Here is a 15,943-nt window from a genome sequence, read left to right as displayed (position 1 = left end):
TTGAAATAATTCTATTTCAAGTGTAAAGATTACCGCCAAGTATAAGTCTACACTAAGATGTACTCATAGAAAAGTGAAACTTGTACCAATCCTAGTATGAATCTAAGAATTTTTACATCTTTTTCATCAAATGAACCATTCTTGTAAATTCAGATGCATTCAATAGAACGTTCGTTTCGTTTTTTCTACAGGAACGTAGTAAAAACTATCGTTCTATTCTTTTTTTTCTTCCGCTCCTAATTCTTTCGTATATGCCCCTACTTCTAAATCAATTAATACCTTTTTACCCGGCTCAATTGTTTTTAAGATAAGCGGATAAGCTTCCATACGCTTTGCGAAATTTTGAATCGTAGTGCTCACTTCGTACCCTTCGTTCATATATAAAGTAAGATGATCTTCATTCGCATTCGTCGGTGAATAACGAATTTCAGAAATAGACCTTAAAATAGTTGGTGTTAATTTTTCAAGCTCAGCAATTAACTCCTTCATTTTTTCCTCTTTAAAAGGTTCAAAAATTGGTGCTGCAACAGGAAGTTTTCCGTTCGGAAGTACATCAAGTGTTTTCCCGTTCTCTAGTAACGGTTGTAATTTCCCATCTTTGTTTATATAACCAATCGTTAAATATTCTTCAATATGAACATCAATTTTATTTGGAAAACGTTTTTTTACATTTACTGCTTTAATTTCTTTTCGTTTCGTTAGGTTTTCTTCTGCTTTATGTGCTGTCACTCGGAAATAACTTGTATCATACGTCACACCTGATTCCTTCATCACTTGTTCATCTGTCATATAATGATTTCCAAACACACTTATCTTTTTGATATTGCTTAGCGGAGACCGAAAATAAATTAAAAAGAGCACTAATAAAAATAAAATTGATATGTATAAAATCAACCGATGATTAACATTTTTCTTGTTTTTCTTCTGTTGATTTTTTAACTTTGGTACACGATCCTGTAGTTTAATCACTTTACTATTTTTCATGTACGATCCCCCTACGTAACATAAAAAACGGCATGTTCCTCATGCCGTTCTTATCTTCTTATTATAACATAAATGATAATGAGCGGAACGAATAACCGTTATCTTCCAATGATTTCTACTTCTGTATGCATTTCTACGCCAAATTTATCCTCGATTGTTTGTTTTATTAATGCAATTAAAGATAAGACATCTTGCGCACTGGCTCCCCCAGTGTTAATAATAAAATTCCCATGCATTTCAGAAATTTGAGCTCCGCCTATTTGATAACCACGAAGCCCCGCCTTTTCTATTAAGTCTCCTGCAAAGTATGGGATTGGATTCCGAAATATGCTTCCTGCACAAGGATGATTCCACGGCTGTGTTTCACGACGGTAGTCTTTATTCTTTTGCATGACGCTTACGATTCCCTCACGCTCCCCTACCTGCAATTGAAACTCAGCTTCCAAAACAATACCAGGACGTTTCGTTTGCAATACAGAAGTACGATAGGAAAACTCCATTTCTTCATGTGTTAACCAATCAATTGTTCCGTTTTCAAACAAAATAAGAGCTTTTGATAATATGTTTGATATATCCGATTTATGTGCTCCTGCATTCATATACACTGCACCACCAACACTTCCTGGAATACCACTGGCAAATTCCAGGCCGGATAACCCTTGACGACTAAGTAAAGTTGATAATTTAATAAGGGGATACCCACCACCAACTCTTACTCTATGTTTTTCGACTTCTAAGTGGTCTAATCCTTCTCCTAAACGAATAACGACACCTTCTATACCTAGATCAGATACAAGAAGGTTCGAACCTCGACCAATTACAGTCCACTTTGTTTTATATTTTTTTACTAACTGCAACGTTTTTTCAATACTGGCAACATGCTTTGGCACAATTAAAATATCAGCTGGTCCACCTATTTTCATAGTGGTATAACGCGCTAACGCTTCATTCACTAACACGCGACCAACATTTGCTTCTATAAGCTCATTTACTAATTGCTCCATAAACAATCTCCCCCATACTAAGTATCCTTATTACAGTAGTATGCAGGGCGTTCACCTAACGTTATTTTTTTACAAGCTTATTCATTACTTCATACAGCTTATTTGCTGCATCTGGAATACCTAATTGCCCCGCAGCCAGCTTCATATTTTGTAATGTTTGTGCATCCAATAAAATCTCATCAATATCACGAATAAGCGTTTCTGCTGTTAAATCTTTTTCAAGCAACATTTTTGCTGCTCCTTTATCGACAACGGAACGTGCATTCTTTTCCTGATGGTTATTTGTTACGTAAGGACTCGGTATTAACACACTTGGCTTACCTAACGCGGTTAATTCTGCAAGTGTTGTTGCCCCCGCTCTTGAAACAACAAGATCTACACCTGTAAGTACCTCTGGCATATTATGAATGAAAGGTTTAATAATAACATTATTCGGATTCCCTTTTTGCTTCACTGCTTCCATCACTTTGTCATAATGAACTTCACCTGTTACATACAATATTTCGTAACTTTTATTTCCAAACTGTTCAATTGCCTCTACGAAAGCATCGTTAATCGGTCTAGCCCCACGACTTCCACCAAAAATAAGTACCGATTTTTTAGGAAGAGATAAACCTACTGAACGTTTTCCTTTCATTCCATTCTGATCCATTACTTCTGATGCTCTTGGATTCCCTGTCATCACCACTTTTGACTGTGGAAAATGTTCTGCAGCCGCTTCAAAACAAACCGCAACTTTATCAACATAGCGGCTTAAAAATTTATTCGTTACACCAGGTACACTATTTTGTTCATGTACAATGGTTGGAATACCTAATTTTGCTGCAGCATATACAACTGGTCCACATACATATCCACCCGTTCCAATCACAATATCAGGATTAAAACGACGAATATATCGTTTACTATCTTGTACACCCTTTAGGAAACGCATCACCGTTTTCACGTTATCTAACGATATTTTACGCTTAAATCCACTTATAACAATAGATTGAAACGGTATGCCTGCTTTTGGAACGATTGTGCTCTCTAATCCACTCTCCGTACCAATATATAAAAACCTTGCTTCCGGATTTAATTTTTTTATTTCTCTTATTAGAGCAAGAGCCGGATAAATATGACCTCCAGTGCCCCCACCACTTACTAATACACGCACTACTAACTCCTCCGCTTCTCTTTTCTTATTTCAGTTGTATTTATTTCTATATACATCATGTTTCTTCGCGCACATACGAAAAACCCTGTCTTATAAAACAGGGTTTAGTAGCGAGAATGGCGACTTATATTTAATAATACACCTACTGCCATTAACATTAATGTCAAACTTGATCCACCATAACTTAAAAACGGCAAAGTAATACCTGTTACAGGCATCAATCCTGTTACAACACCAACATTAATCATTACTTGAATCGCAATCATCGCCACAATACCTACTGCTAAAAACGTACCATATAAATCTGGCGCTCCTAAAGCTATACGAATCCCACGCCATAATAATAGACTAAATAATAATAACACAAATGAACCACCAATAAAACCTAATTCCTCGGATAAGATCGCAAATATAAAGTCTGTTTGCGGTTCAGGTAAATAAAGAAACTTTTGTCTACTTTGTCCAAGTCCAAGCCCGAATAATCCACCAGGTCCAATTGCGAGTAACGATTGAATAATTTGAAATCCACTTCCAAGCGGATCTGACCACGGATCTAAATATGATGTAATACGTTTCATTCGATACGGCGCTGATGCAATTAGCCCTACAAATCCTGCTACACCAAGCAAACCAAACATTGCAAAGTGAAATACCCTTGCTCCCGAGATAAATATCATAATAATACATGTCCCAACCATTACAGTTCCTGTGCCAAGATCTGGCTGTAACATAATCATCCCAAAAGCAAGAAATACAAAACTAAGAGCTGGTAGTAAACCACGTTTAAAAGAGGTAATTAATTTTTGTCGTTCCGCTAAAAATTTTGCTAAGAAAATAATCATCGCAAACTTCATAAATTCTGACGGTTGAATGGAAAATGCCCCGATTCCAATCCAACTTCGCGCTCCTCCTCGAACAAGTCCTACCCCAGGAATAAGAACAAGAATAAGAAGAATGAAGCAAACTAGCAAAATTACTTTTGAATACGTACGCCACACCCAATAATCAATTTTCATAATTAAAAACATAGCCACTACACCAATACTTGCAAATAGCAATTGCCTTTTTGCAAAAAAGAATGAGTCCCCCATTTTATAAGAGGCCCAAACCGCACTCGCACTATACACCATAACCATTCCGATTGTTAACAACGCAAGTGTAACGATGATGAGAATAAAATCAGGCGTTTTCTTCATTACCCATAAACACCACCTCTTTAGGCAGAAACTTTTGCCCTATGTAACAAAACATCAGTAGGTGTTAGCCTACTGATGTTTTGATTTACTTTATATAAGTTTATGCACAGCTTGTATAAAAATGTCTCCTCTTTCTTCAAATGTTTTAAATTGATCCCAGCTTGCACATGCTGGAGAAAGAAGAATTACATCGCCATCTGTAGAATGAGCATAAGCTTTCACTACCGCTTCATCTAAAGTATCTACACTTTCAATTGTATCTAATCCCGCTTTTTCTGCAGCTCTTACTAGTTTTGGAGCTGTTTGTCCAAATGTTACAATTGCTTTTACATTTTTGAAATATGGAATTAAATCATCGAATTCATTTCCACGATCAAGCCCACCTGCTAATAACACAATCGGTTGTGTAAACGCAGATAAAGCTTTCTCAGTCGCTAACATATTCGTTGCTTTTGAGTCATTATAAACCTTACGATTGTTAATAGTTGTTACATATTCTAAACGATGTTTTACACCTGTAAAACGTTTTAATACCACCGTAATCGCTTCATTAGAAACACCCAATAATTTTGCGATACTCATCGCTGCTAAAATATTTTCTAAATTATGTTGACCAGGTAAAACGATATCGCCTACTTCAACAACTTTTTCACCTTTAAAACAAAGAGCATTCTCTTTTATACACGCACCATCTTCAATTTCTTTCTTTGTCGAGAATAGTACTTTTTGCCCTTTACTATAAGCAGATAAAGCCATCACATCTGCATCATCTGCATTTATTACACTATAATCATTTTCTGTTTGGTTTTTAAAAATATTTGCTTTTGCTAAACCATATTCCTTCTTCGTCCCGTGATAATCTAAGTGGGCCTCAAATAAATTTAAAAACGCAGCAATTTTAGGTTGGAACAATTCTACTCCCATCAGTTGGAACGATGAAAGCTCTGTAACTACAACTTCATTTTCTTTTGCATCCTGTGCTACTTCACACGCTACAGTTCCTATGTTCCCTGCAATTATAGGATGCTTTTGTCCTTCTTTTAGCATTTCAAATGCAAGCATTGTCGTCGTCGTTTTACCGTTAGACCCCGTAATCCCAACAAATGGCGCTTCTGAAATACGATATGCTAATTCAACTTCCGTAACAATTGGGATTTGCTTTTCTTTCGCAGCAACTAATATTGGATTAGAATACGGGATTCCTGGATTTTTTACTACAAGAGAAATATTTCTCTCTAACAATTCTAAAGGATGACCACCGCATACAACGTCCATTCCTTTTGCTTGTAATTCTGCAGCAAGTACATTATCTGCTAAAGGCTTTCCGTCATTTACGATAACATTTGCCCCTAATTTTTGTAACAACGTAGCTGCTGCATAACCACTTTTTGCAATGCCTAATACAAGAATATTTTTATTTTGAAATTCAGTTACAGTTTTCAATTACATCCACACCCCGATATAAATTCCTAACACAGCTAATAAAAATCCTACAGACCAAAATGTCACAACAACACGCCACTCTGACCAACCACATAATTCATAATGATGGTGTAATGGACTCATTTTAAAGACACGTTTTCCTGTTGTTTTAAAAGAAATGACCTGAATAATAACAGATAAAGTTTCCATTACGAATACTCCACCAATGATTACAAGTAGTAATTCTTGTTTTAATAAAATCGCTACAGCTGCAATGGCTCCACCTAAAGCTAAGGAACCTGTATCTCCCATAAACACTTTCGCTGGATTTGCATTGAATACTAAAAATCCAAGTACAGCTCCTACAACTGCCATACAGAATATCGCTACTCCAAATTGCTCTTGCGCTACTGCAATAATACTAAAAGCTCCAAATGCAATAGCAGCTGTTCCTGATAATAAACCATCTAAACCGTCAGTTAAGTTAACTGCATTTGATCCACCAATAAGCATAAATAATACAAGTACAAAATACGCCCAACCTAGTTCAAACTTAACATCTGTTCCCGGAATCATGATGTATGTGTGGAACGCTTGCCCTTTTCCAATTAAAAAGAACGCAATAGCAATAACAAGCTGACCTACTAATTTTTGTTTTGATGTTAAACCAAGATTTCTCTTCTTAACTACCTTTATGTAGTCATCTAAAAATCCAATTAATCCGTAGCCAAATGTCACTAATAATAATAACGAAACCTCTGCACCTAAATGATTAAACTTAATCGCCATAATAAGTGAAGTTACCATCATAGATACATATATGACAATACCACCCATTGTAGGTGTCCCTGATTTTTTTTGATGTGACTTTGGTCCCTCATCACGAATACTCTGTCCGAACTTTAATTTCCTTAAAAATGGAATAAACAATGGCGAAAGGGCAACAGAAATTAAGAATGCTACCCCAGCCGTTACTAATAAACCTTGCTCAAGCACATGTAGTCCTCCTCTCACGTTGTTACTCTTCGTTGTTTAAACGCTCTGTAATTGCTTCTTTAGCCACTTCACGATCGTCAAAATGATGAACGTCTTTACCAATAATTTGATACGTTTCATGACCCTTACCAGCAATAATGATGATATCTTCAGCTTTCGCGTTAGCAATTGCATGGTATATTGCTTCTTTTCTATCAATAATTACTTCATAATTATTCCCATTTGCACCTTGTACCATATCATCTAAAATAGCTCCTGGCTCTTCACTTCTTGGATTATCTGAAGTGTAAATTGCATGAGTTGCATATTTTGTTGCAACACTTGCCATGATTGGTCTCTTTGTTCGATCTCTATCTCCACCACAACCGACGATGCAATATACATCGCCTTTTGCAAACTGTTTTGCTGTTTTTAATACATTCTCTAAGCTATCTGGTGTATGTGCATAATCAACAATAACTGTATAATTTTGTCCACTATCAACTACTTCAAAACGTCCTGGAACTCCAGCTAGTTGCTTTATTACATCAATAATCGTTTCTAAACTTACACCAGAAACAAGTCCTGCCGCTGTTGCCGCTAGTACGTTATATACATTAAATTTCCCAATCAATTTCATCGTAACATTTACACTTTCATACGGTGTTACAAGCGTAAATGTAGTTCCACCACTCGTCATAACGATATCTTTGGCCATAATATCACTTGTTGTATCAATTCCATACGTTACAACAGTTGCCGCAGTACTTCTCATATATTCCGCAGTTACAGCATCATCGTTATTCAGTACCGCGTACTTTTCACGATCATGGTTATAACTATTGCCAAGTTGTGCAAATAGCAACCCTTTTGCATGTTTATATTCTTCCATCGTTTTATGATAGTCTAAATGATCTTGTGTTAAATTTGTAAACACTGCTACATCGTAATCACATCCGTGTACACGACCAAGATCTAAAGCATGTGACGAAACTTCCATTACTGTACTATCTACACCGTGCTCAACCATTTTTAAAAATGTCTGTTGAAGTGTTAGTGCATCTGGTGTTGTATTTTTCACCTCAAATGTTTCATCACCGATTTTCATATTAATCGTTCCAATTAGCCCCGTTTTATGACCATGTGCGCGCATAATCTCATCCATAATATGCGATGTTGTTGTCTTTCCATTTGTACCTGTAATTCCGATTAAATGTAACTTGTGTGTTGGTTGACCATAAAAATAATCAGCTAAAACCGCTAACGAACGAAAAGTGTTTTTCACAAGTACAACTGGAACGTCAACATCAATTGGTCTTTCCGCAACAATAGCAGCCGCTCCTTGTGCCGCTGCTTGCTTAGCAAAATCATGGCTATCAACCGTATATCCTTTCATACATACAAATAAGCTTCCCTCTTTCACTTTACGTGAATCAGCTTCTATAGATGTGATTTCTGGATTTTCTTTTGGAACAACTGGAAAATCATGCAAACATGATAAAAGTGTATGCAACTTCATTTCACTAAACCCTCTCTACATTGTGTATTTATCTCTTTTTTAATAAGCAACACGTTACCTCCTAAATATGTAAAATAGGAGGTAAGTGCTACTGTGTCTAATAAATAGACTTATTTATAATTGGGGCTCTTACAGCCTCAAATTAAGTAACTCTTCTATAAAGAACTCACTTCCACCAATTGTACCATAAAACGTACTAGGTTACCTTTAATTCCCGAAGTAAATTCTAATTTTTGAGCCTTCTTTCACTTTAGCTCCTGCTTCTGGGGATTGTTTAATTACTTTCTCTCCGTCTCCACTTATATCAAGCTTCAAATCGACGAGTTGTGTCTGTAAGTCTTTCTTTTTCATACCAATTAAATTCGGAACTTCCACAGTTGGTGTATCGCCCCATTTATATTCTCTCTCAACTTGTTCTTTTCTCGGTTTCACTCCCATAACAGGAAGTGCATCCCGAAGAATATTCCCAACAATTGGAGCTGCTACTACTCCACCAAATTGCGTTACACCTTTCGGATTATCAACAGCAACATAGACAACAATTTCCGGATCATCCGCTGGAGCAAAACCGATAAAAGATACTATATAATTATTCTCTAAATATTTACCATCTTTCACCTTTTGAGCCGTACCTGTTTTTCCACCTACACGATACCCATCAATGAAAGCACCTTTACCAGATCCCTTTGCTACAACATTCTCTAATGCATACCGAACTTTTTCTGAAGTTTCCTTGGAAATAACTTTTCTTTTTTCCACAGGTGTCTTTTTACTTACAACTTGATTATTTTTCGGATCAATAAATTCCTTAGCTATATACGGTTGATACAATGTCCCACCATTTACAGCCGCTGCTACTGCTGCTACTTGTTGAATTGGTGTTACAGAAACTCCTTGACCAAATGAAGTAGTTGCTTGCTCGACTGGGCCGACTTTATCTAAATTAAATAAAATCCCACTACCTTCACCTTGCAAATCAATTCCGGTTTTCTGTCCAAAGCCAAAATTACGAATGTATTTAAACAATCGGTCTTTACCAAGACGATCACCAAGTTCAATAAACCCTGGGTTACATGAGTTTTGAACTACTTCTAAAAACGTTTGGCTACCATGGCCTCCCGCTTTCCAGCATTTCAATCTAGCTCCACCCACTTCAGCTGCTCCATCATCATAAAACGTATCTTTCTCTAAGTCTACTAAATTTTCATTCAAGGCTGCTGCTAACGTAATGATCTTAAATGTTGAACCAGGCTCATACGTACTCCATACTGGTAAATTTCTATTATACACTTCTGGAGAAACACTTTGAAAATCTGCTGGATCAAAACTCGGCCGACTCGACATACCTAAAATTTCACCATTTTTCGGATTCATTGCAATCGCAATCATACCATCTGGATTATATGTCGACTCTGCAATATTCATTTCTCTTTCCATAATTCTATTAATACGTGCATCAATTGTTAAACCTAAATTCAAACCAGCTTCTGGTTTTTTGAAATCATCGCCAACATTAGGCATCCTTTGTCCTTTTGCATCTGCAAAAAAACGCACATGACCTTCATCACCATTTAGCTCTTTATCATAATATTTTTCCAGTCCCATAAGACCTTGGTTATCACTACCTGCAAACCCTAATACGTGTGATAAAAAGTTGCCAAATGGATAGTACCGGATAGAGTCCTCTGCGATATAAACACCTTTCAAACTTAATCCTCGTACCTCTTTCGCTTTATCATGTGATATTTTCCTTCCGCCTTTATCTAACCTTACAATTGATTCTTTTTTTGTAATTCTCTTATAAATCTCATCTTTTTCCACACCTAATACTGCAGCTAACTTCTCTGCAGTCTCTGCTGGTTTTTCAATTTGCCTCGGTACAACAAAGACAGTTGGGGCACTTTTATTCGTAGCAAGTTCCACACCATTCCGGTCTAAAATTTTCCCACGTTCAGGTTCAAAAGTAATATTTCGACTCCATGAATCCTTCGCACGATCCGTTAACATATTGCCAAGAAAAAATTGCACATATCCAAGACGAATATCGATGATAGTGAAAATAAGTATACCTGATATGAGTATAAAAATAAGTCGTTTTCTAACCGTTACATTTGATACACGCATATTGGAACAAGCCTCCCTTACGCCTAGCTTGTTCCAATATATGCTTGTACTTATTTAATTAGAACTTCTTCTCTTTTACCATTACTGTTCTTCTGCTTCTTGTTGTGGTTCAAGTGGCGGTACAAGCGTTACACCTAACTCTGTACCAGGTTGTAACAATGTTCCTTCTGCCACACTTTGTTCGGTTACGTATCCGGTACCAGTAGGTTTTAGGTTAAGCTTTAATGTTTTTGCTAAATTCATAACATCACGAAGCGCCCAGCCTTGTATATTTGGCATTGTAGGTTTATCTCCCACTAAGAAGACTCGGTCACCCTTCAATGTTTGTTCAGTCGCTTTCGGTACTTGCTGCTGTACTTTCCCTTCACCTAATACGATTGGACGAAGTTTTGCTTTATCAATAGCTTTTTTCGCTTCTTCCATCGTTTTTCCGGTTACATCTGGAACAGCAGTTTGCTGCTCTTTCACATATTTCTTCGGATCTTTCACTTCATTAGGCTTAATCTTTAAATACTCTAAACTATTCTTCGTTACATATTTAAAAATATCAGCTAAAGGTTGTGCGCCACTCTCATCATCTTTCAATTTCGGTTGTTTAACAGCTACATATACAACAAGTTGCGGATCATCCATAGGTGCCATACCTAAGAACGAGAATATATAATTCTCTCTCCCTGTCATATAGCCACCTTTTCCATCCGGAATTTGAGCTGTTCCTGTTTTACCACCAACTGAATAACCATCGACTTTATAAGCGGTTCCTGTTCCTTTCGGCGATGTAACAACACGTTCTAATAACTGTCTTACTTGCGCTGCTGTTTCTTTTGTAACAGGTTTTCCCACTTCTTCTGGCTTATGTTCTAATTTTACTTCCCCTGTTATTGGATTTACAATTTTATCAACTGTATAAGGCTTCATCATTTTTCCGTCATTTGCAATAGCAGTTGCAGCTTGCACAAGCTGAATTGGTGTTACAGTAGAACCTTGTCCAAAAGCTGTTGTTACTTGCTGTATTTGCTGATCGAATCCAATTGTATTTGAACCTTCACCAGGTAAATCAATCTTCGTTTTTTCATCTAATCCAAAACTATGAATATATTTTCGGAATCGTTCTGGTCCAAGTTTTTGATCCCCTAAAATTGCAAACGCTACGTTGGAAGAGCGCTCTACCCCTTCATCAAATGTGATAGATCCCCATCCAGCGCCGCCGTTATGATCTTTTATTTTTCGGTTTCCGACTTGATATGTACCAGACTGATAATAATCTTGTCCTTTGTACACACCTTCATTAATAGCTGCTGCTAGCGTGAAAATTTTCATTGTTGATCCAGGTTCAAATGCATTTGCAATTGCGTCATTATAAAAATATTTAATATCCTCTCGGTTCGGATCATAACTAGGTTTAGTAGACATTCCTAATATTTTCCCTGTTTTTGGATCCGCAACAATCCCTATTAAGCTTTCTGGTTCATAATGTTTACTCGCTTCTTTCATTGCGTCTTCTAAAAAACTTTGAATACGCTGGTCAAGCGTTAAATATACATTATCTCCATTTTTAGGTGCCTTTACATTCACTTTTCCGCCGTCAAGAGATACGCCTCTACGATCGCCTGTATAAGCTACTTCTCCGTTAGAAGCTCCTAAATACTTATCCAAACTCTTTTCTAAACCAAATTGTCCTATAGCAATCCCCTTATCATCAGGTCTCGCATGACCTACGACATAAGATGCGAAATCACCGTTTGGATATACTCTGGCATTTTCAGTAATAAAAGATATACCTGGCAATTTTAATGCTTCTATTTGATCTTTCTGTTCTTTCGTCAAGCCCTTACCTAATTTCCCGAATTCCACTTGACTTTTATCTTTATTTAACGCAGCTAAAATATCCTCTTCGCCTTTTCCAAGTACTCCTGCAATTTTCTTTGCAGTGTCCTCTTTATTCTCAACCGGCTTCGCACCTTTTAATTCCGCTACAAGTTTATAAGAGTTTGCATCTTGCGCTAATACATGACCATTTTGGTCATAAATCGTTCCTCGATTTGCTTCGAGAACTCCTGCTTTACTATGTTTTTGCTGAGCGAGTTTATCCAAATCTTGATTATGCACTGTTCCTGTTGCTTGTATGTAAAAAAATCGGGCTAATAATAGCAAAAAGAGCAGGAGGAATAAAATCATAAAATACCCTGCTCCCTTATTGGTATGAAATTTAGTCATATTTCTCTTCATTTTCCCTTCACACCTATTGCCTTATTTGAGGCCCTTCACATTATTCGCATTAATTTCTAGCCCGTGTTTTTTTGCAACTTCAGCGATTCGTTCATAGCGACTTAACTTCTCTACTTCAGCCTGTAACTCTTGATTTTCTTTTTGCTTCTGTACAATTTTTTGTTCTATCGTCGCTGCTTCTACATTAACTTGATAAAGGCCTGCTTTATTTCCAATAAACGCTACACAGGCATACAATAAAAAGCCAATAAATGCTACATACAACAGTTTTTCGATTCTTGTAATCTTCGCTTTAGCTTTTGGCTGAACCATCTGCTGTGGGGGCGTTTGAATCTGTATCTCTTCTTGCGCTTGTTGTTTGTACTTTACAGCTAAGTTACTCATACCTCTCTCCCCTTTTTATCGTTTTTCAGCGATTCTCAATTTCGCAGAACGCGCTCGATTATTTTCTTCTAACTCTATATCAGAAGGTAAAATCGGTTTTCTCGTAATAAGCTTTAATTTTGGCTTAAATTCATCAGGAATAATCGGTAATCCTGGTGGCAATTGTGGCGTTGTGCTATTTCGTTTAAACGTCGTTTTACAAATACGGTCTTCTAAAGAATGGAATGTTATAACACTAACTCTTCCGCCCGGCTTGACCATCTCAATTGCAGATTCCAACGCTTCTTCAAATACTTTCAATTCATCATTTACCGCAATACGGATTGCTTGGAACACTCGCTTCGCAGGGTGTCCACCCGTTCTACGAGCAGGAGCTGGAATACCCTCTTTAATTAGTTCTACTAATTCTCCTGTCGTTTCAATAGCTTTATTCTCACGATACGCTTCAATTTTCCTTACTATTTGTTTTGAAAATTTCTCTTCACCATACTGGAAGAAAATTCTTACAAGTTGCTCATATGACCAGCTATTTACAACATCATATGCTGTTAATGGGGCATCTTGATCCATCCGCATATCTAACGGTGCATCATGATGATAACTAAAGCCACGCTCTGGTGTATCTAATTGTGGGGATGAAACACCTAAATCAAATAAAATACCATCTACTTCTGTTATACCTAATTCCTGTAGTTTTTCAGATAAATAACGGAAATTACTCTTTACTGTTATGAACTGCTCACCGTATGAAGAGAATCTTTCTTTCGCATTTTGAATCGCTATCTCATCTTGATCAAACGCGATTAATCTTCCACCTTCAGTTAATTGGGATAATAAATAAGAACTATGTCCTCCTCCCCCCAGTGTACAATCTACATATGTACCACCTGGCTTTATATCTAAGCCGTCTACTGTTTCCTTCAAAAGCACTGTTACGTGTTTAAACATTGTTGCACCTACTCTTTTTCCAATTAATTATGTTGAATGCATCTCCTCCTCCTAACGCATATTTCACGATTAGAGAACGAAATACTATGAAAGAACGACTCATTTAACTTGCCTACAAAAGCAGCATACTATACAAATCGCTATTTTCTTTTATTATATACTAAATTTTATCATCTTTTGCGGGAATTTAAATAAAAAACTGTCGAAAAAGATGATAATACGTTTACATTTTGTGCTATTTTGTCATATATTTAAGTATCCTGCATAATTACGATATTCACTTTTTTAAAATTGATAATTCAGAAAAATTTCACTTCACAGTAAATTCAACAAGACAAAAATAAAATCCTGCTCCTAAGAGCAAGATTCTATAGTTTTATAACATGATGTTTTCCGTCCCAAGAAAACGGTTTTTCCATTACACGATCAACGAAATCCAAACCAAACTGATTTAAATAGTAACATACATTCCACACACGCTCTTGCGGCGCCCCTAATGGACGAAGTGCAAATTGTATGCGACGGAATTTATTTAGCTGTACTTCATGTTTTTTCTCAACATTTCTTTTCAACATTCTTTCCAACAGTTCAATTTGTTCATTAATTTTGAATTCATTTTTCCCTGCAAACGCACTTAATCCAGGATCTATTTTCTTCACAAACTGTTGTAATGACGTATGGATATCAATTATTTCTTTTTTCGCCTCTACAAATCGATCATCTATCGGTTCCTCTATTTGATTAGATAACCAGTTTTCACGCAACTTATCTACGTTATTTAAAAACGGATCACTGTCTTGCAATTGCAAATCGTATAAATCTGTCGCTATATCCCTCTCTACATAAGTGATTGTAATACGCGGAACGACAGGCGGCATTTGGAAACCAATCGTATGGAAAACTTGTTGCAATTCACTCCAGTAAGCTAATTCCCCTGGTCCTCCAATAAACGCGAGCGTAGGAAATAGATACTCTTGCATAAGAGGGCGCGTTACAACATTATTACTAAAGCGTTCCGGACTTCTTTCCATCTCTTCCATCAATTCCTCATATGAAAAGGAATACGCTCCATCCTTCCCTACAAACTTCCCTTGATCGTCTTCAAGTAATACTCGCTCATTATCAATTTCCATGAATATATGTACTGCATTATACTTTGTTTCAATAATCGGTTTATATCCTAATTCTTTAATTATTTCCTGTTGGTTATGAAGCCCCTCTTGCACTTCTTTATACTTACCTATAATTTGCTTAAAAAACGGCACTTCTAATTTTCTTAATTCAGGATGATGCGAATCAACAAGAATTAAACCAGAATTAACGAACATTTTCATAATAAGATGGGCAAAGAAATCTACATACGTATTCGATTTCCCCAAAGAATCATCAATAAATTGCAGTACATCCTTTGTAAAATTCGTTTCAGGGTATGTTTTGAAAATTTCTTCAATCCACTTTCTACAGTCTTCCAAAGAAAGCTCGGACTCTGAAGCACTCGCCACTTTCGGATTACGGTCATGAAAAATAGTCTTTTTTATTTTTTTATTCTTCGTTACAAAAGTATGATTAATTTCATCCATATCATGGTCTTCACCAGCAATCCAGAAAACAGGAACGACTTTAACACCTAAACTTTCTTCCTTTTCCCTCGCAAGCTGTAAAACTGAAATAATTTTATGAATTGTATAAAGTGGTCCAGTTAATAACCCAGCTTGTTGTCCAGCTATAACAACATATGTATTTTCATCTCCAAGCGCTTTTACATTTTGAATCGTAGCTTCTCCCGCTTGTAATTTTGTATTATATTCTAATAAATGCGCTACTAAACCTTGGCGGAAAAACTCCCTCTCACGCAAATCATGTACACGCTGTTTAAAAGCATCTTCTGTTAACATATAGTCAAAACACGACTGTATCTCTTTTTTACCGTTCATATAGTCCGCTACAACACCTTGTTGCGGAACAGAGATTTCTTTTATCTCCATATAATTCTTCCTTTCGT

General features: G+C 36.6%; 12 protein-coding genes. All 12 read right to left on the bottom strand.

Going from position 1 to position 15,943, the window contains the following annotated elements; all coding sequences use genetic code 11:
• Positions 1-213 precede the first annotated feature (213 nt).
• Positions 214-984: a cell division protein DivIB gene (gene divIB / locus ACSG5Z_RS13085; protein ID WP_000798232.1), complete on the bottom strand. Its 771-nt coding sequence runs from the start codon at positions 982-984 to the stop codon at positions 214-216.
• A gap of 98 nt (positions 985-1,082) precedes the next feature.
• On the bottom strand, positions 1,083-1,988 hold the full coding sequence (murB, locus tag ACSG5Z_RS13080; protein ID WP_048546089.1) for a UDP-N-acetylmuramate dehydrogenase: 906 nt from the start codon (positions 1,986-1,988) through the stop codon (positions 1,083-1,085).
• A gap of 61 nt (positions 1,989-2,049) precedes the next feature.
• Entirely contained in the window at positions 2,050-3,144 is a 1,095-nt protein-coding gene (murG, locus tag ACSG5Z_RS13075) for an undecaprenyldiphospho-muramoylpentapeptide beta-N-acetylglucosaminyltransferase (protein WP_001265424.1), read from the bottom strand.
• Between the two features lie 104 nt (positions 3,145-3,248).
• A complete protein-coding gene (gene spoVE, locus ACSG5Z_RS13070) occupies positions 3,249-4,340 on the bottom strand; it encodes a stage V sporulation protein E (protein ID WP_000753516.1) in 1,092 nt (363 codons plus the stop codon).
• A gap of 90 nt (positions 4,341-4,430) precedes the next feature.
• Positions 4,431-5,783 carry a UDP-N-acetylmuramoyl-L-alanine--D-glutamate ligase gene (gene murD, locus ACSG5Z_RS13065; protein ID WP_087985073.1) on the bottom strand — a complete coding sequence of 451 codons (1,353 nt, stop codon included), beginning with the start codon at positions 5,781-5,783 and terminating at the stop codon, positions 4,431-4,433.
• Complete coding sequence (gene mraY / locus ACSG5Z_RS13060; RefSeq protein ID WP_000893058.1) at positions 5,784-6,758, bottom strand: phospho-N-acetylmuramoyl-pentapeptide-transferase; 975 nt, start codon at positions 6,756-6,758, stop codon at positions 5,784-5,786.
• A gap of 22 nt (positions 6,759-6,780) precedes the next feature.
• Positions 6,781-8,256: a UDP-N-acetylmuramoyl-L-alanyl-D-glutamate--2,6-diaminopimelate ligase gene (gene murE / locus ACSG5Z_RS13055; RefSeq protein WP_435711515.1), complete on the bottom strand. Its 1,476-nt coding sequence runs from the start codon at positions 8,254-8,256 to the stop codon at positions 6,781-6,783.
• Between the two features lie 207 nt (positions 8,257-8,463).
• The gene (locus tag ACSG5Z_RS13050; RefSeq protein WP_001266227.1) at positions 8,464-10,380 is read right to left on the bottom strand and encodes a stage V sporulation protein D; all 1,917 of its coding nucleotides are present in this window, start codon (positions 10,378-10,380) and stop codon (positions 8,464-8,466) included.
• A gap of 81 nt (positions 10,381-10,461) precedes the next feature.
• Complete coding sequence (locus ACSG5Z_RS13045) at positions 10,462-12,609, bottom strand: penicillin-binding protein (RefSeq protein WP_435711514.1); 2,148 nt, start codon at positions 12,607-12,609, stop codon at positions 10,462-10,464.
• 21 nt (positions 12,610-12,630) lie between these two features.
• The gene (gene ftsL / locus ACSG5Z_RS13040; RefSeq protein ID WP_000067078.1) at positions 12,631-12,993 is read right to left on the bottom strand and encodes a cell division protein FtsL; all 363 of its coding nucleotides are present in this window, start codon (positions 12,991-12,993) and stop codon (positions 12,631-12,633) included.
• Between the two features lie 15 nt (positions 12,994-13,008).
• Positions 13,009-13,941, bottom strand: coding sequence for a 16S rRNA (cytosine(1402)-N(4))-methyltransferase RsmH (rsmH, locus tag ACSG5Z_RS13035; RefSeq protein WP_000472512.1), 933 nt, complete (start codon positions 13,939-13,941; stop codon positions 13,009-13,011).
• Positions 13,942-14,309: 368 nt separating this feature from the next.
• Complete coding sequence (gene bshC, locus ACSG5Z_RS13030; protein ID WP_087985076.1) at positions 14,310-15,926, bottom strand: bacillithiol biosynthesis cysteine-adding enzyme BshC; 1,617 nt, start codon at positions 15,924-15,926, stop codon at positions 14,310-14,312.
• Positions 15,927-15,943: the final 17 nt, after the last annotated feature.

This window comes from Bacillus pretiosus (genome assembly GCF_051294775.1).
Classification (GTDB): Bacteria; Bacillota; Bacilli; order Bacillales; family Bacillaceae_G; genus Bacillus_A; species Bacillus_A wiedmannii.
This window is presented reverse-complemented; position numbering and strand designations above follow the sequence as displayed.